Origin of the sequence: Candidimonas sp. SYP-B2681 (genome assembly GCF_003971065.1) — a bacterium.
Classification (GTDB): Bacteria; Pseudomonadota; Gammaproteobacteria; order Burkholderiales; family Burkholderiaceae_B; genus Pollutimonas.
In genome coordinates this window covers 413494-430740 of record NZ_RYDV01000001.1, presented here as the reverse complement: position 1 = coordinate 430740, position 17247 = coordinate 413494, and the positions used below count along the sequence as shown (strand labels likewise).

Sequence of the window (17247 nt, the reverse complement as noted above, 5' to 3'; positions counted from 1 at the left end):
CAGGTCACCGTTTTCCATTAACACTACAATCCAGGAATGCAAATCGTACTACCTGGCGCTTTACCCGCAGCTCGCGAGGCGCGCGAACTTACTTCTTACCTGCAAGATGCCGCGCCAACCTTGCTAAGGTGGCTTGAAGAAGGCCGCGCCACAACGATACACGCTGATCCGGCCCAGGCCGGTTGCACGCCCTACGAACAGTGGCAACTGGCCGCACGCGGATTCAAGCCGAAATCCGGACAGAATCTTAGCGCAGGCCTGGCGCCATTGTGGGCCGCCACCGCCGCAAAAAGCAGTGAACCGCTATGGCTGGCAGAGCTCGTTCATGTATCGCCTTCCCGGGACGGCGCAGCATTACTGCCAGCGCGCGAGCTCGACATTACGCCAGAGCAGAGTGTAGCCTTGTTCGATTCAGCGCAAAGCCTGTTCACCGACACTGACTTTACGTTGCATTCTTACAGTACAGAGCACTGGCGTATCGGACTGCCTGCAGGCTTTGCCCCGCGTTGCGCCAGTCCGTCGTTGGTTAGCATAAGCTCGGTAAACGAGTGGTGGCCTCAGGATATTTCTTCCCGACCCTGGCGCCGCCTGCTGAATGAGCTTCAGATGCTATGGTTCGAGCACCCGGTCAATCAAGAACGGTATAGGCAAAGTCTCGTTCCGATCAATAGCCTCTGGCTCTTCGGCGGGGCCAGCACCGCTCAGTTGACTCCGGCGGACCCCGCCACGGCGGTGCGTACCTACGACCAGCTACTTGGGCCCAGCCTAAGCCAGGATTGGAATGGCTGGCTTCTAGCACTGAAGCAATTGGAGGCCACGGTATTTTTGCCTTTGGCAACTGGCGCGTCGCCTGAGCTGGTGCTTACCGGAAGCGACCGAATAATAGAAGTTAAGCCGGCTGCCCTGGCTCGATGGGTTAGATGGCTGCCGGGCAACCGACAAGCATGGAGAAAATGGTGGTCACCCCAAAATTAAGTAATCGTCTGGGCAACGACCTGGCAACGCAGGCACTCGAAGCGGCCGGCGTGCACCCGTTGTTGGCCCGGCTATGGGCAGCACGTGGTGTAAACCAGTCTAGCGAAACCCTATTAATCTGGAGCGCCCTGATCCCCCCGGGCAAATTGACGCATATACAGTTGGCAGCCACCATACTGGCCGACGCCATAACGGCCCGAAAGCGTCTGTTGATTATTGCGGACTACGATTGTGACGGCGCTACCGCGTGCGCGGTAGGCATTCGTGCGTTGCGCAGTATGAACGCGGTTGTGGACTTCCTGGTGCCTAACCGTTTCGAGACGGGTTACGGCCTGTCGCCTGCTGTTGTCGAGCTTGCCCTCAAGCACCATGCAGGCAAGCCCGACATTTTGATCACTGTCGACAATGGCATTGCCAGCGTGGATGGCGTCGAGGCCGCAACGGCAGCGGGAATCGATGTAGTGATTACCGACCATCACCTGCCAGGAGACACGCTCCCCCAAGCGCTTGCCATTGTAAATCCGAATCAGCCCGGATGTGGATTCCCGTCCAAGAACTTGGCCGGAGTGGGAGTTATTTTCTATCTTATGCTTGCATTGCGGGCCGAACTGCGCGAGCGCGGGGTCTATCCTCCGGACGGCGGCCCACGCCTTGACATGCTGGCCGATCTGGTCGCCCTGGGCACCGTTGCCGACGTAGTCAAGCTGGACGCGAACAATCGCCTCCTGGTGACCCAAGGTTTGCAGAAAATGCGTAACGGCCGTATGCAGCCTGGCATCCGCGCGCTGTTTGCGGTAGCGGGACGTGAGCCGCGCCAAGCGAGCGGCTTCGATCTGGGGTTCGCCCTGGGCCCGCGCATTAATGCCGCCGGACGCCTTGCCGATATGAGCATAGGCATTAACTGTCTGATCACCGACGACGAAGCTCACGCCCTGGACTTGGCGCGTCAACTTGACGCCATGAACCAGGAGCGTCGCGGCATCGAGACGACCATGCGCGAAGAAGCGTTAGCAGCCATCGAAGCCTCCAGCCCCATCATAGGCGCAACCGTTTGCGTGTATAACCCTGATTGGCATCAAGGCGTAGTAGGATTGGTCGCATCGCGCCTGAAGGAAACTTATTGGCGCCCTACCCTGGCCTTCGCCCGTTCAGACACCGGTGAATTGCGCGGTTCGGGCCGGTCTATCCCCGATGTCCATCTGCGCGACGTACTGGACTTGGTTTCCAAACGGTACCCCGGAATCATCCTGAAGTTCGGCGGCCACGCCATGGCTGCCGGCCTAACCCTCAGGGAAGATGCCTATGACGTCTTTATCAACGGATTTGACGCGGCGGTTATCGAGCTTAGCGGCCGAACCAGCTTTGATCCCGTGATTGAAACCGATGGTTCCTTGGAAAGCGGCTACGCCAATGCCGATGTCGCGGGCTTGCTGCAGCAGCAAGTTTGGGGAGCCGGTTTCCCAGCGCCCATATTCCGTGACACGTTTCATGTACGCCAGCAACGACTGCTAAAGGAAAAGCACCTGAAGCTGAACCTGGAGCGCGGACACCAACGATTCGATGCAATCTGGTTCAATCATTCCGATATGCTGCCGGAATTCGCGGATGTGGCCTACCGGCTGGATCAAAACGTGTGGAACGGCGTTATCTCGGCGCAGTTGATCATTGAATACGCCTGCGAAGCGGGCAGCCGGTGAAGCTTGCTGAACAGCTCGCCCGTTAAGTGGTTATGGCGGCCAGTCGTACAGCATCCGTACGTTGCCCGACTGGCCATGCCCAGCATCTGCCAATTATTCGGTGAGACTCTAGTAGTACAATTAGGGTTTACCGCTAGACCACTGGCTCACTAATCCGGTGGGTATTTTTTGTGCATGATCTGCACGAAACTGTCGCCAGCCCACGCACACCCCGCGTTCGCTCGCCATCGTAAGCGGTTCCCAACTCTACTTACTATTTGACTGGCCGTCGCGCTTGTCTCGCTCGCTGCACCATGCCTGCCGCCGGAGCGCGGCTGTCGCTTACCTTCAAGGACGTTTACCATGCAGGCCATCGCTCGCCTGAGCCAATTCGTTGGCAAGACATTTGCAATCTGGGTATTGCTATTTGCAGTACTCGCCTTTTTCGCCCCTGAGCAGTTTCGCTGGATTGGTCCGTTTATTGTTCCGCTCCTGGGCATCATTATGTTCGGTATGGGTCTGACGCTGTCCAAGAACGACTTCGCTGAAGTCTTCAAACGCCCCGGTACTGTCTTGATTGGCGTGTTAGGCCAATTCATTATTATGCCCGGCCTCGCATGGCTGCTTAGTACAGCGCTGCAACTGCCACCAGAAATTGCTGTCGGTGTAATTCTGGTCGGCTGCTGCCCCGGAGGTACTGCGTCCAACGTCATGACCTTCCTGGCCCGTGGCGACGTTGCGCTGTCTGTGGCCGTTACATCGGTGACCACCTTGCTCGCTCCGGTCGTGACCCCTGCCCTGATTTATCTGCTGGCCAGCCAATGGCTGGAAGTCAGTGCTTCGGCCATGTTCTGGTCCATTGTGCAAGTCGTTATTCTGCCAATCGCCCTTGGCCTCGTGGCTCAATCACTATTGCGCGAGAAAGTAAAAGCCTGCGTCGATGTTCTTCCCCTGGTTTCAGTGGTTGCCATCGTTGCCATTGTCGCAGCGGTCGTCGCCGGCAATCAGCAAAGGATTGCGACCAGCGGTTTGATAATCTTTGCAGTCGTTGTACTGCATAATGGCCTGGGCTTGTTGTTGGGTTATTGGCTTGCCAAGATCGCGGGCCTAAGCGTTGCACAACGCAAGACCTTATCGATTGAGGTCGGCATGCAAAACTCTGGCTTGGGTGTCGCACTTGCGACGGCGCACTTCTCGCCGCTTGCAGCCGTACCAAGCGCGATCTTCAGCGTCTGGCACAACATATCCGGCCCTCTGGTCGCGACGCTGTTCCAGCGCTTCAAGAACGATGACGCCGACGAAACGCCTGCAGTGGCAATGCAGGCAGCAGCATCCAAGTAAAGTCGCACCACTTGCAGCTGCATATAAATAAGGGGTTCGGCTATACGTCGCACCCCTTATGACCTTGATGCGCTACTTGCATCTATTTTGCATTATTCAGCGCATCGGCTCCTTGCGCGCAGGCCTGCTGGGCCGCAGTCTGTATTTCTTCATGGCTAAGGTCGCGTATATGGGTCGCAATTGACCAATGGTGGCCGAACGGATCCTCTATAACCCCATATCGATCTCCCCAGAACATGTCGGCGAGCGGCATGATTACCTTGGCGCCGGCGGCAACCGCACGTTCGAACGATGTATCGGCATTATCCACATAAAGGTGTACTGATACCGGAGTTCCCTTAAGGGTTCTCGGGCTCATAGCTCCGCATTGGGGGAATTCATCCATCAGCATCACCACCGAGTCTCCGATACGCACGGCCCCGTGCATAAGCTTGCCGTCGGGGCCCGCCAGTCGACCCAGTTCCGTGGCGTTAAAAGCTTTTTTATAAAACTCAATAGCCTCGGCTGCACCGGCACATATAAGATGCGGCGTAATCGTATTCATACCTTGCGGGATGGCGCTTAACTTCGTGGAGCCGTCAGGCTGAAGATCGAACAATGCCTTGCCCGTCTGCATATCGAACGGTGCGGAAAAGTGTTCATGAACAACCTTCCATTGACCATCGAGCTTGCGGAAGCCGGAAGTCATGCGCATCCAGGAGGTTTTCTGCACACCGTTCTCGTCGGTGGCTCCGCAATTGATCAGGCAAAAGCTGAATGCCAGGTCGTTTTCCGCAGAGATATCTACGTCGCCCAGGTCAAATACCATCGGACCTGGGCACATGGCAAGGCACGCCGCCCAATGTTTCCCGTAGGCCTCTACCCCATTGAACTTCAATTGCTGAACTGCGTCGAACGCCACTACGTTCGGCGCGTAATGGGACATGATAGATTTCACATCACGAGACTTTACCGCTTTACACCAATTATCCAATTTGGTCCGAATTTCGCTTTGGACCGCCGTGTTTTTCACGCTTGCTGTATCCATAGTCGCTCTCCTTTTGACAAAGTGATGAAACCGTCCGGCACGGTGCTTTGGCTATGTGACGGGAGCCCATCAGTTGTTAACTTAGCACTATTTACTCCTAAATAACAAGTGTATAATCCTAATTAAATAACGCATTAGCAGACTTTTACGAATGGCAATAAAACGAAGCTACTACGATGGATGCGCAGCCGCGCACGCGCTTGATCTGATAGGAGAGCGCTGGGCCTTGCTTATTGTGCGGGAATTATTGCTCGGCCCTAAAAGGTTCACTCACCTGCAGGCAGGTCTAGCAGGCATAAGTCCCAATGTGCTCACGCAGCGGCTAAATGAATTAGAAGCAGCATTTGTGGTGCAACGCCGAAAGCTGCCCTTGCCAGCCAGCGCCTGGGTATATGAATTAACCGAATGGGGTCGAGAGCTTGAACCGATAATTCTGAGGCTGGCGCATTGGGGTGTTCGATCGGTGCTTTTTACGCCCCCTGCTGGTTTGGGGGCCGACGCAATGATGCTATCGCTTCGAACGTTCTTTGACCCACACAAGGCGCACGGGTTTGCCGCGACGATCCGAATTGAGCTCCCGGATGACCAATTCGATGCCGCTGTCGCCGACTCCAGGATTACGCTAGCCCGCACAGGCAACGGGCAAGTCGATGCTGCAATACAGGTTGATAGCGGCACACTGGTCAAACTCGCCTATGGCAAAGGCGATATAGAACAGGCGCTTCAAGATCGTGAATTCAGTTTCGCCGGAAACAAAATACTACTCACGAGATTCCTGAGCCTTTTTACTCTGCCCGAAGGAGCGTTAGCGCGCACTTAGCGTCCAGATGACATCACAATGCCGATCACGATCAATCCGAACGCCGCACCGTGATAAAGATCGGGGATCTCGCCTAAAAAGGCGGATGACATCAAAGCAGCAAACAAAGGCGTAAGATTATTGAAAAATCCTGCCGTCGCTGGGCCTGCGCGCTGCACTCCCATCCCCCAGCAACGAAAGGCAATAATTGCAGGACCAATGGCCACATATATAAGGCCGGCTAGCAGGGGCCAGCCCCAAATGATCCGGCTGTCGGCAAAGGTCCATTCACCCACGGCAAAGACGCCTGACCAGACGACGCCAAATGATATCTGGGCGAGCAAAAAGGCAGCCCAATTGCCGCGGATTGACTCGGGATCGGCAGGCCTACTGAGCACCCAACTATAGAAGGCCCAGACAATCGTGGCCACTACCATCAATAGATCACCGGCGACAAAACGCAACGCTTGAAGCTGCCGCAAATCGCCATGGCTCAGAACAACCAATACGCCGAGTATGGAGAGTACGGCACCCAGAATTTGTTTACGGGTCACCGCTGCATCGAAGAAAAGAAACCCCGTAAGCAACATCCAGACCGGCATGCTGGCCCCGACCAAAGTGACATTTATAGGCGACGAGGTATGCAGTGCCATGTACTGCAACGCGTTATAAACCCCTACTCCCAATAGGCCCAGGCAGGCATAACGCTTTCGATTAGCCCATAGGCCGCTGCCGCTACGAAATATCGAGAACCCCAGCGGCAATAATAGGCAGAACGCAATCGCCCACCGCAGAAAGTTCAAGGTAATCGGCGGGACCAGGTCGCTCATGAGCCGTCCCACAACAGCGTTGCTCGCCCACAAAAACGGTGGAATCACGAGCAGCAAGGCGGTCGAAGGGGTGAGTTTTTGATTCATGTAGTGACAACGTTGGCTGAAGCAATCGCCCCAATGACTTCCGCTTGCGATTCCGATTTTAGCCAATAGATTGGTATCATATTTGTCCACCCGACATATTGCGCTTGCTAGGATCTTAACGTTTTGAACTTCATCTGTTCGAAAACACCTGGTCCCGCGCGGAGAAAAGTATTTCCATGGCAGTCTTCGATATCAACCCCATAGTCAATTCGCTTAACGCCGTCCGACAGGAATGGCGGCGTTCTCAACGGCGTTCACGTGAGCCAGGCGGCCGCGAATTCCCGTCGCCGCAAGCCATTACGAAGATACTCGACGATCTCAAGGGTGTACTCTTCCCGATGCGGCTCGGGCCTCTGGACTTGCGCCAGGAAAGCGAGGATTTCTATATCGGGCATACGCTGGACTCAGCCCTGCACGCCCTGCTGCATCAAGTACGCCTGGAGCTTCAGTACCAAAAGCGCCATCAGCCGCATGACGGCGAAGAACTCGAAATCAGGGCGATCGCCGTAGTGCAGGCATTTGCTTCGGCGCTTCCCGACATTCGCCGGCTACTGGACACCGATGTATTGGCAGCGTACCAGGGCGACCCGGCTGCACGCAGCGTCGACGAGGTGCTGCTGTGCTACCCCGGGGTGCTCGCCATGATCCACCATCGAATTGCGCACCAGTTTTATATTCAGGACTTGCCCTTGCTTGCGCGCATGTCCTCAGAACTGGCCCACTCACAAACCGGCATCGACATTCACCCGGGGGCCCAAATCGGGGCAAGTTTCTTTATCGATCATGGTACGGGCGTAGTCATCGGCGAAACCTCAATCATTGGCGAACGCGTGCGTATTTACCAGGCGGTCACCCTGGGCGCTAAACGCTTTCCGACTGACTCCAATGGAAAACTCGAGAAAGGCCTGCCACGTCATCCGATCGTTGAAGACGATGTCGTTATTTACGCCGGAGCCACCATTCTAGGCAGGGTCACACTGGGTCAGGGTTGCACGGTAGGCGGCAACGTTTGGCTGATAGACGACGTCCCACCTGGTGGTCATGTAACCCAAGCTGACTCTCAAGGGATGCGCACCTGCGATCCGGCGGCGGAAGAATAGGTATTCGTGGTAAGTGCGCCCTAAGCTTCGGCGGCTATGGCGAGAGCTCGATGGGCGCGGGCCGGCTCATCGCGTGATATTCATGATTGGGGATAATATCGACGCCGATGGCCATGCGGTTGGACATATTGAAAAACGCCACCGTCTCGGCCAGATCGAAGATATCTTCATTCGTTAATCCAAGCCCGCGCAGGAATGTGCGGTCTTCTTCGATGACAAGCTCGGGGCTGGTGGTCAGCTTCCAGGCAAAATCCAACATGCCTCGCTGTCGTGCATCGAGGTGTGCAACCCGATAATTCATAACCAGCATTTCGCCAAGTTCGGGATCACCGGACAATTTTCGTACCGCCTGCCCATGGGCGACCAGACAGTAATAGCAGTGATTGGCGCTCGAAACCACGACCGCAACCATTTCGCGTTCTAGTTTGCTAAGTCCCGATGGCGCAAGCATGAGCTCGTTATACATGGCCATGAAATTACGCAGCTTATTTGGCCTAAGGCTATAGGCGGCCAGCACGTTAGGAATAAACCCCAGCTTTTCGACACATTTCTGGAATACTTCGCGAAGGTCGTCATCCAGTTCGGCGACGTGCGATGTGCCCAGGGCAGAGATATGATCTGGTTGCGGCATAACGGCTTCCTGTAGGTTTTGGTTATGGCTAAACCGCAATTGCGTCGGAATGGCCTTTGGCCAATAATGGATCATAATGGCTCGCGCCGCAAATACACAGCTACCTAAGGCTCCCAACATGAGCACTGCGTTTCCCGGCTTTGGCGGTCCGGCTGCCAGTACCGAAGTTCCCCTCGAGATGCTCGCCGCGTGCCACATTCGGATCGAGCGGCAATGCAGCACCTTAAGACGGCTCGCTGGCCATTTATCGGACCACGGTGTGGATGCCCAAGCCAGTCTCGCCGCCGCCCAGATAATGCGGTATTTTGACACCGCCGCTATCCAGCACCACGCCGATGAAGAACAAGACCTTTTCCCCGCCCTCATCGAATCCATGGCAGGCTCAGACGCCATCTGCATACGCGAACTCACCAATGGGTTGATTGCCGACCACCGGCGATTAGAAGCTATGTGGACCCAGCTACGAGGCACCTTAGTCGAGCTCGCCCGGGGCAACCCGGCGAGCCTGCCTGCCGACACGCTTGAAGCCTTCGTCAGTCTGTACGAACGTCACATGAAGATCGAGGAAGAAGAGCTTATTCCTATGGCACAGCGCCTACTCGGCGACGCTGCCATTACTCAAATAGGTTTATCGATGCGCAAACGGCGCGGTATTGGCGACACGAGTTTGGACCAGACCAAGGGGTAAGCTACGCTTTGTGGATCGCCATAACCATTTGATCCATGCGCGACATCACAGCAAGACAATATTCATATCCTTGCCAAAGACGCTTTTTGCGGTGTCGACCAAATGATCATGATGACTCAAGAAAATCACCTGCGTATGTTGTGAAAGCGTTGCTAAAGCCTGCAGACCAGCCCTGGCCCTCGCATCGTCATAATTAATGAATAAGTCGTCTGCAATAAACGGCAAGGGCTTTGCCTTCTGTAGGTGCAAGTCGAGCGCGGCGAGGCGTAACGCCAAATACAATTGATCTCGCGTACCATCGCTCAGGCCTGCAATTGCGACGCGAGAACCATTGCTGCGCACGCCCTCCAGCACCATGGGTTCGCGGTCGAAGTCCACCGCCAGCCGCTCGAACGATCCCTCGGTAAGTTGGGAAAAAATCTCACCGGCGCGGGACAGCATGGGGCCCTGTTTCTGCTCGCGATAGCGATCGATCGACCAGCGTAACAAACGCGCCGCTGTGTACACTTTGATATATCGTTCGGCCGCATTCGCCATTTGAGCCAATGCTTCCTGGCGCTTGGCCTCGGCTCTTGCTGCCACGTCGGTGCCGCTGATTGCGTCGAAATCCCGAACAGCCGCTGCGAGTTCAACGGCTAATCGCGTCTGCTCGCTCGCGGCAAGCGTAATATCGGCATTCAGCGTTTCCATTTCGGCGGCAAGCTGCGTTAAATCGGTCGCTTCAATTTCAGCCTGGATCTGTTCACGTGTGTAGCCATCACCCAACTCGAGCAATCTGGCTACGGTGGCCGATATTATTTCAACAAGGCTGCGGTAGCGGTCGGAGCGGCTTATGGCTTTACGCAAGCTTTCCTTATCGGGCGATCCCGACTGCTCCAACAATGGTCTTACGCTTGCCCCGGCAAGCAGAATCGCGTCTTGTGCCTCACGTATCTGTTGACGGATATGGTCCAGCTCCTGCCCGACACTTGCCGCATACTCTTGCGCTTGGCGCGCCGCTGTCAGGCGCGCATTCAGATTACGACTGATTTGAACCGGATCACCGCCCCGTTCTGTTGCAGCGAGCAACGACGCCAGCCTCTCTGCCGAATCGGCGAAGACACTTAGCTCATTTCGCATGACATCGATATGCTCGACACGTCGCTGTCGTATTTGCTGTAGCTTGACAGAAATAAGCTCCATTAGCGACAACGCACTTTCCGCCGAGGCTACCTGACTATCGTCAGGCAGGCCCGCTTTACGCAGTGCCGTCGACCAGTCTTGCTGCCACTGTTCCATATTGGAGAGCGCGGCGTTCGTAGTTTGCTGCAGGTTAAGCAACATCGACCGTGCTTCGGCCAATTGATCGGTTAAGGCGTCGCGGCGCGCCTTACCGGTTTCCGATGCACCTACGTAATCGTTTGCCTGGATGCGCAAGACAGAGATACTGCTGGCCTCCCCTACCGATAAGCCGGTGGCCATCAGTGCCCCACGCAGCGAGGTCCGAATCTCTGACTGCCTTGCCAGAACCGTTTCCAGTTCTTGACTTGCCGCCGTCAGCCTATAAGCGGCATCCAGTGCGCTATCCTTTTGGGTCAGCCAGTCAGCGAGTTGGTTCACCGGCATTTCAGGAAGCCCCAAATCCCGGCAGGTTCCAGACCAGTTTTCATCGAACCTTCGCAATTTGGCATTGAGAGCCTGGCATTGCTTCTCGGCATGCTCGCGCTTGAGCAATTCACTTTCAAGCTGATGCTGCCGACTCTGCAGCTCGGCTGCCTCTTGGACGTTATCGAGCCGCGCATCGGCCACCTCATCAGCGTACTGCATGTGTTGTTGGAACGGTGGGCCGCCCACCGCCAGCGCCACATCACCATTACGTAGAGCCTGCCAGGAGTCGTTGCGTTGTTGTCGAGCCAGCCATACATCTTCCTTGGTAATCGGATGATGCATTTGGCGATACTGACGTATCGCCAGTTCACGTTCTTGCACGATATTTTCGATTTCCACATACCGGGCATTGGCCGTTTTCAAGTCCGATAGCAGTTCAAGACGCTGACTGACAAGCCCAGCCACGGTCTGGGAACTCGGGGCTTGCACAGCAGCGAGATGGGACAGGTCTGTAAACCCGCTACCCATTGCTTGCATGGCTCGGTCCAGCTCCTCTTGTGCCGCAGAGACGTTCTCGTCCGCCTTTCGAATGGCCGCTTCGGGCTCGCCGAGCGTCATGGCGTCGTGCAGCGCCGCACGCAATGCTGGCGTAATGTCCAATACGGAAAGGTTCGCCAGCCGGGCGCTTAGCGTGTCGATCTCTGCTTGCCTGGCCTGCACGGCTCTTTGGGAAGATTCCAAAGCCTGCACCACACTGCTGTGTTCATGTAGCAGCTGTTCGACATGCCTGCGACAAGGCGCCGACGGAAGGCGCTCCTGCAGGCCGACCAGATCAGACGGCCAGCCCAACTGCGTTGCGGCATCAACCGCATCTTTCCACAGCGCCTCTACCTCGCCTTCATAACGTTGGATATTCTGGGCATGTGCGCCATACCGATGCCGCAGCACTTCAAGGTTTTCGATTTCCGAGCGTGCATCAAGTATCGCTCGATCGAAGCTTATTCCCGCCAGCACATTGTCGAGCCGCGCGGCTTCCACCCCATGCGTCGCCAACCTTTGCTCTGTTTTGGCCAGCTCGAGTTCGGCCGACGCAAGAATGGCACCCGCGTCCGCGGGAAGCTCAATGACCGCGCCGAGCTCATTCAACGCCCGCTCGTATTCGATGAGCGAGGTCAGGCTGGGCGCCAGACGGCGCACCCTTTCGAGTTGCGTTCGCCGAATAAGTAGAGTCTGGTGCCGTTCGCGCTCTGCGTGGGCTGCGTCTTGCAAGTCCTGCACCCGTTCATTCGCTTCAGACCATTCGCGGGTACGGACAGTAGCGGCTTTCAAAGCGGCATTAGCCTCGTCGAGCTGCGCTTGGGCTGAATACCAAAGACGATCCCGCGATTTTTTTGGGGCCCAGAGAGACGATGCTTCGGCTTGCAAGGCTTCATAGACCTTACCCAAGCCAGCCACCCCTGCAGCGGCTTGAAATAACACCTGGCCGACATCGTCCTGTGCCTTGAGCATATCGTTCCCGCCTTGTACCAGGCGGGGATGGTCCAGGCCAAACATTTTGTCGAAAAACTCACTGCTGGTAGTGCCTAAAATGTTCTCAAGCAAGGTGTCGGGTAAGGGTGTGTCGTCCGCCGCGCGCAACGTATTCTTGTTTCCCTTGACGCGCTGGAACTCTAGGGTACCGGCGTCATGCTTGATCGCAGCCGCGATCCTGAGCTCGCTTTTTGCGTGAAGAAAATCTAGCGGTGTACGGGCATGAAAACCAAACAGCAAATCAAAAAAAGCCTGCCGCAAGGTGGATTTTCCCGCTTCGTTTGGGCCGACGACCATGTGAAAATCGCAGCGGGCGTCCGGAAACTCGATACGACGGTCAGTAAACTTGCCATAACGAACCAGGTCCAATCGATTAAATCGCATGCCGTTACTCTGCCTTAGCCAAATGGGCAATCAAGGACGGCCGGATTGCTCGCAGTAACTCTGTAAGATTGCCGTCCTTTATATCGTCAAAAAACGCTACCTGGGACTTGAGCTCAGGCGGCGCCTTGCCAACAAGCCCCGCAAGCTCGTTGCGTAAACTTTCGGTGAAGTCCAGGTCGTTTTCGGCGCCCTGAAGTAGCTCGTATAAATCAGCCAGCGCGTCGGCCCGCAGGCGTAGCGCTTGTCCATCTTCAACAGGCGTCGTGTGCAACCTGACCTTTTCTAGCCATAGTCTTTCGTTGCCCAGTGCCGCAATCGATGCCAGGACTTCAAGGCGCAACTGCGCCTCCATGCCAAAAAGTTCGCCATGCGCCGGCGTTTTGCCATTGACAACCACCCTGACCGCCAACGGTATGGTGGTTTTTTCAGTGACCAGCAAACGTTCCAGCGCAGCGCCGATGGTCCTGGCCGCCTCGACAAAGCTGCGGCAGGCAGAGACGTCCACCTCGAGACGGTGCCAACGCAGAACGTCGACATAGATGCGCTCTACCTCCATTTCGCCGGCGGCATTGTATGTGACCAGTACTGCGCCCCGGGGCCCCGTTTCACGTATGTGGCGGCCCTGCAGATTACCTGGAAATACCACAACAGAATCGCCCCGCCACATCTGATACTCGTGAACATGACCTAAGGCCCAGTATTGATATCCCTTGGCGTGCAATTCAGCAAGACTGCAGGGCGCATAGTTGGCATGTGCCGCGTTGCCTTCAAGGGCGGTATGTAACACCCCTATGTTTACCATGCCGGGAACCGGGTCAGGATATGCCGCAGCAAGATTTTCGACGGTGGCAGCATCCTTGAAGCTACGGCCATGCAATGCGACACCCAGATGATTCAGGCGAAACGTCGTAGGAGAGCGGCTGTCGAACAAGTAAACGTTATCGGGCAGGAGCAACTTCTTAGTCATCTCGCTCTGCGCATCGTGATTGCCATACAGCAGATACACCGGAATCCCAGCCTTTTTCATGCGCCCCATTTCTTTTGCAAAATAAAGGCCCGTGTTGTGATCTTTCCAGTTGCCATCATAGAGATCGCCGGCTATCACCATAAAGTCGACTTCTTCATCAATAGCCAGGCCGATCAGATTGCTGAACGCGTCGCGAGTGGCGGTACGAAGCATTTCCACCGGAGCGTCGGCATAGGCGCTCAGGCCCGTAAGCGGGCTATCAAGGTGGATATCCGCCGTATGGATAAATTTCACGTGGTATTCCTTATGTATCTGTCGCGAAGGGTGACGAGATTCCGGCTAGTTTCGCGGCGTATTGGCAGTGTGAAGCTTACCCGATCATGTCAGGTAGCTCTGCACGAATGGCTGTCATATACGTGCAATGATGCAATGCAATAATCGGCGTCGCAGGATAGTGACCGGCCTGGCACCTCCTTGCCACGCCCCGGCACAATAAGCAACAACATGATTTTGACAGGCAGTTCATGACGAATTTCTTTACATTGAAAAAAAACTTCATTTTTTTCCTGCTGACGCTAAGCCTGCTTTCGATACTGGTTCTTACTGCCCTCTACAACCTTAACCGCAGCACGAATAATTTAAAAGAAATCGAAACGCGGCGCTATGCGGCTACAGCATTGGCAACAGAATACAAAAACCTTATTCAGGCGATGATGCGAGATGTCATGGCTTTCGTGTCGACGGAACAGCCTGAGTTCCAGGAAGCGTATCTGCACCGAGCCGCGATCCTGCACGGTCGGGCCACGGACGAACACGGCATCCAAGAGCCTATGGTAGAACGTTTCAGGCGGCTTGGTTTCACAGTCGACGAGATGGCAAAATTGGAGTCGGCTCATGCACAGAGCATCGAATTGGGAAAGACCGAAATAGAGGCGATCAGCACGGCGAGTGGCCAGTTTGACGATGGGCATGGCGGCGTGAAGGTCGCTTTGCCCAATGCATTAATGGCCAAAGTCATGATTTTCGGTCAGCAATACACGGCCGCGGCAAATGGTATTGCCAGCAGCATAGACGAATTCAACACCATGCAGGCCAACCGCTTTGCGCAAGCGATCCGCGAAGCGGGTGTGGCCAGTAAAATGGGGTACCGCATAGCAATATCGGCCATCATCCTACTATTGATATGCAGTGCCCTGGCCCTGTGGGCGCTGTACAAAACCATCAAGCGCCCCCTGGATCAAAGTGTCCACCTTGCTCAACGCCTTGCCGCTGGGGACCTTAGCGCCTCAGTACCCGTTATACGGCGTGATGAATTAGGAAAGCTGTTAGAGGCGTTGAATGGCATCGGCGTCGGCTTACACAAAACGGTGGGCAACGTCCGCGATCGCGCCTTGCATATCGCAGCAGCAGCCCATCATATATCTGCTGCAAATTTACACCTATCGGATCGTAGCGACGAGCAGGCTGCCAACCTCCAAGAGACCGCAGCAGCCATGGGAGAACTAAGCAGCACCGTCAGGGAAAACGCCGGCAACGCCGAGCACGCAAAGCAGCTGGTGGTAAACGCCGCCGAATGCGCCACCCGCGGGAGTGCCACGGTTAAGAATGCCATGGATACCATGAACGAAATCCGGCAGAGCTCGCGCAAAGTCGCGGACATCACGGCCCTGATCAATTCCATTGCGTTCCAGACGAATATCCTTGCCCTCAACGCTGCGGTAGAGGCCGCTCGTGCCGGTGCTGAAGGTAAAGGATTTGCGGTCGTAGCAGCGGAAGTACGCGGTCTGGCTTTGCGTTCGGCTGAAGCTTCAAAAGAAATTGAGGGGCTGATCACGCGCTCGGTATCGCAAATGGATACGGGAGCCAAGCTCGTTGATATGACGGGCAGTGCGATCAGCGAAATCGTACAGTCCGTGCAGCAAGTTCAAGGGATCATGAATAAAATTGCTGACGCTTCTCGCCAACAGGCCAGTGGAATCGAGCAGGTTACTTTGGCTGTCAGCCATTTGGACACCATAACCCAGCAAAACCTGGCCCAAGTCCAAGAGGCCACGAAAGCCACGCTTATGCAGCAAGATCAGGCCGACGAACTTACTGCAAGCCTGGAGCGCTTCACCCTGCGTATTGTTAATAATGAAACGGTCCATATGCAAGTCGGCGAAGCCCGGTCCAGGAACGACGCGGGCCTGCATGATTTCCAGCCGGCGTTTCATTAGGATAAGGTGCCACTTACCGAAGTCCATCGGTATTTAAGGCGCCAGAGGGGGCACGGGGAAGCAGTCGGCACGGCGGGCTTGTTTCCGCGCCTTCCTCGTCCAGGCGGGCGGTGGGCAAACTCCCTGCGTCCTGCTACGCAGGTCTCCGGTCAGACAGCGCCCACCGACAGCCCCCCGCCCTCCCTTCGGAAGCCCGCGGCGCCCGCCTACCGCCGACGGCTTCCCCGTGCCCCATCTGGCTCGTAAAGAGACCATCGGACCACACCCTTGTCGGCGTTGGTCTTTAGTAGCTTGCCCGCCCGCCGGAAATATCGAATACGGCGCCGGTCGAGAAGGAGCACTCCTCGGAACAAAGCCAGGCCACCATCGCAGCAATTTCCTGTGGTGTGCCAAAACGGCCCATCGGAATTTTTGACAGCATGAAGTCAATATGCTGTTGCGTCATTTGCGCGAACATGCCGGTGCGCACCGCAGCGGGTGTGACGCAATTTACATTAATGCCCGTTTGTGAGAGTTCTTTTCCCAAGGATTTGGTTAGTGCGATAACCCCGGCTTTCGAAGCGCTATAGGCCGACGCGTTAGGATTGCCTTCTTTACCGGCAATCGATGCAATATTGACGATCCGGCCGTAACCTTTTTCCCGCATCTGTGGAACAATTGCCCGGCAACACAGGAATGGGCCGCGCAGATTGATGCTCATTACCTGGTCCCATTCGGAAACGGGATATTCCCACACGGTAGTATTAGGTCCCGTAATTCCGGCACTGGTTACCAGTACGTCGATGGCGCCGAATGTTCGTATGGTAGCTTCGGTCGCCGCGGCAACCGAAGCCTCTTGACTCACATCGACAACCAAGGACTGCAGCATGTTCGCGTCGAAGTATTTTGCGGATTCCTCTAGCATTGCTGCATTGCGGTCCCACAGGCTGACCTTGGCTCCGCCCTCAGTCAACCGATGCGCAATGGCCAAACCGATACCCGCGGCGCCTCCGGTTACCACGGCATGTCGTCCCGAAAAGTCGTAATGATTATGTTCCGCCACCAGCTCTCTCCTCGAAGTGGTTTCTTCTTTTTGATTTACGGGTGCTAATTCGTGGCTAATGCCGGATCAACGATAGATGGATTTTTGAATATAGCGTCCCATCAGTTTGCCGGGCAGCTTTGGTAAATTGGCCTGACCCGTGCATGTAGATTTCCATAGCCGCCAATCCTTGTCAACACGGATTCCGGCCTCCGCTACCACAGATCCCGACCCGTACGTCGCTAGTTCTTCCGCCCCTGATTAACGCTAAGGCAGATCCTTAGAATTTTCAGTGCTAATACCACTTTACCTATTTTTAGACGTGAACTAGACTGCCCATAGACCGAAACCCGCAAGACCAATGATCAGGGGGGAAAGGTGGCGCAAG

13 protein-coding genes and 1 pseudogene are annotated in these 17247 nt (G+C 55.6%); 7 read left to right on the top strand and 7 right to left on the bottom strand.

The genetic code is table 11. From position 1 onward, the window contains the following. Window positions 1-36: 36 nt before the first annotated feature. The 3 genes from EKL30_RS02085 (at window position 37) to EKL30_RS02075 (ending at window position 3992) form a co-directional block, all read left to right on the top strand. On the top strand, window positions 37-975 hold the full coding sequence (locus EKL30_RS02085) for a hypothetical protein (protein ID WP_126705524.1): 939 nt from the start codon (window positions 37-39) through the stop codon (window positions 973-975). Next, complete coding sequence (recJ, locus tag EKL30_RS02080; protein ID WP_126705990.1) at window positions 957-2672, top strand: single-stranded-DNA-specific exonuclease RecJ; 1716 nt, start codon at window positions 957-959, stop codon at window positions 2670-2672. The genes EKL30_RS02085 and recJ overlap by 19 nt, the downstream gene beginning before the upstream one ends. Before the next feature lie 342 nt (window positions 2673-3014). Then, complete coding sequence (locus EKL30_RS02075; protein ID WP_126705523.1) at window positions 3015-3992, top strand: bile acid:sodium symporter family protein; 978 nt, start codon at window positions 3015-3017, stop codon at window positions 3990-3992. 82 nt (window positions 3993-4074) lie between these two features. On the opposite strand, the gene EKL30_RS18930 is transcribed toward EKL30_RS02075, so the two are convergent. Both EKL30_RS18930 and EKL30_RS18925 read right to left on the bottom strand, forming a co-directional pair. Next, window positions 4075-4536, bottom strand: a complete 462-nt coding sequence (locus tag EKL30_RS18930) for a VOC family protein (protein WP_199748477.1) — start codon at window positions 4534-4536, stop codon at window positions 4075-4077. Window positions 4537-4623: 87 nt separating this feature from the next. After that, window positions 4624-5019, bottom strand: a pseudogene (locus tag EKL30_RS18925) (nuclear transport factor 2 family protein); the annotation flags it as partial. Window positions 5020-5170: 151 nt separating this feature from the next. On the opposite strand from EKL30_RS18925, the gene EKL30_RS02065 reads away from it, so the two are divergent. Further along, entirely contained in the window at window positions 5171-5839 is a 669-nt protein-coding gene (locus EKL30_RS02065) for a winged helix-turn-helix transcriptional regulator (RefSeq protein ID WP_126705521.1), read from the top strand. On the opposite strand, the gene EKL30_RS02060 is transcribed toward EKL30_RS02065, so the two are convergent. After that, window positions 5836-6735, bottom strand: a complete 900-nt coding sequence (locus EKL30_RS02060) for a DMT family transporter (RefSeq protein ID WP_126705520.1) — start codon at window positions 6733-6735, stop codon at window positions 5836-5838. The genes EKL30_RS02065 and EKL30_RS02060 overlap by 4 nt on opposite strands. Before the next feature lie 176 nt (window positions 6736-6911). Between EKL30_RS02060 and epsC the strand changes: the two genes are divergently transcribed. Next, window positions 6912-7835: a serine O-acetyltransferase EpsC gene (epsC, locus tag EKL30_RS02055; protein ID WP_126705519.1), complete on the top strand. Its 924-nt coding sequence runs from the start codon at window positions 6912-6914 to the stop codon at window positions 7833-7835. 34 nt (window positions 7836-7869) lie between these two features. On the opposite strand, the gene EKL30_RS02050 is transcribed toward epsC, so the two are convergent. Further along, entirely contained in the window at window positions 7870-8466 is a 597-nt protein-coding gene (locus EKL30_RS02050) for a peroxidase-related enzyme (RefSeq protein ID WP_126705518.1), read from the bottom strand. Between the two features lie 118 nt (window positions 8467-8584). Between EKL30_RS02050 and EKL30_RS02045 the strand changes: the two genes are divergently transcribed. Further along, window positions 8585-9154: a hemerythrin domain-containing protein gene (locus EKL30_RS02045; protein ID WP_126705517.1), complete on the top strand. Its 570-nt coding sequence runs from the start codon at window positions 8585-8587 to the stop codon at window positions 9152-9154. A gap of 45 nt (window positions 9155-9199) precedes the next feature. On the opposite strand, the gene EKL30_RS02040 is transcribed toward EKL30_RS02045, so the two are convergent. After that, complete coding sequence (locus EKL30_RS02040; protein ID WP_126705516.1) at window positions 9200-12655, bottom strand: YhaN family protein; 3456 nt, start codon at window positions 12653-12655, stop codon at window positions 9200-9202. Window positions 12656-12659: 4 nt separating this feature from the next. Further along, entirely contained in the window at window positions 12660-13916 is a 1257-nt protein-coding gene (locus tag EKL30_RS02035) for a DNA repair exonuclease (protein ID WP_126705515.1), read from the bottom strand. A gap of 230 nt (window positions 13917-14146) precedes the next feature. On the opposite strand from EKL30_RS02035, the gene EKL30_RS02030 reads away from it, so the two are divergent. After that, entirely contained in the window at window positions 14147-15838 is a 1692-nt protein-coding gene (locus tag EKL30_RS02030) for a methyl-accepting chemotaxis protein (protein WP_126705514.1), read from the top strand. A gap of 283 nt (window positions 15839-16121) precedes the next feature. Here EKL30_RS02030 and EKL30_RS02025 read toward each other — a convergent pair whose 3' ends face one another. Continuing rightward, on the bottom strand, window positions 16122-16883 hold the full coding sequence (locus EKL30_RS02025; RefSeq protein ID WP_370246217.1) for an SDR family NAD(P)-dependent oxidoreductase: 762 nt from the start codon (window positions 16881-16883) through the stop codon (window positions 16122-16124). Window positions 16884-17247: the final 364 nt, after the last annotated feature.

Coding starts and splice junctions, on each gene's coding strand:
- EKL30_RS02040 (WP_126705516.1), bottom strand. CDS start 12,655: ATGCGATTTAATCGATTGGACCTGGTTCGTTATGGCAAGTTTACTGAC.
- EKL30_RS02085 (WP_126705524.1), top strand. CDS start 37: ATGCAAATCGTACTACCTGGCGCTTTACCCGCAGCTCGCGAGGCGCGC.
- EKL30_RS02050 (WP_126705518.1), bottom strand. CDS start 8,466: ATGCCGCAACCAGATCATATCTCTGCCCTGGGCACATCGCACGTCGCC.
- EKL30_RS02075 (WP_126705523.1), top strand. CDS start 3,015: ATGCAGGCCATCGCTCGCCTGAGCCAATTCGTTGGCAAGACATTTGCA.
- EKL30_RS02045 (WP_126705517.1), top strand. CDS start 8,585: ATGAGCACTGCGTTTCCCGGCTTTGGCGGTCCGGCTGCCAGTACCGAA.
- EKL30_RS02030 (WP_126705514.1), top strand. CDS start 14,147: ATGACGAATTTCTTTACATTGAAAAAAAACTTCATTTTTTTCCTGCTG.
- EKL30_RS18930 (WP_199748477.1), bottom strand. CDS start 4,536: ATGAATACGATTACGCCGCATCTTATATGTGCCGGTGCAGCCGAGGCT.
- epsC (WP_126705519.1), top strand. CDS start 6,912: ATGGCAGTCTTCGATATCAACCCCATAGTCAATTCGCTTAACGCCGTC.
- EKL30_RS02060 (WP_126705520.1), bottom strand. CDS start 6,735: ATGAATCAAAAACTCACCCCTTCGACCGCCTTGCTGCTCGTGATTCCA.
- EKL30_RS02065 (WP_126705521.1), top strand. CDS start 5,171: ATGGCAATAAAACGAAGCTACTACGATGGATGCGCAGCCGCGCACGCG.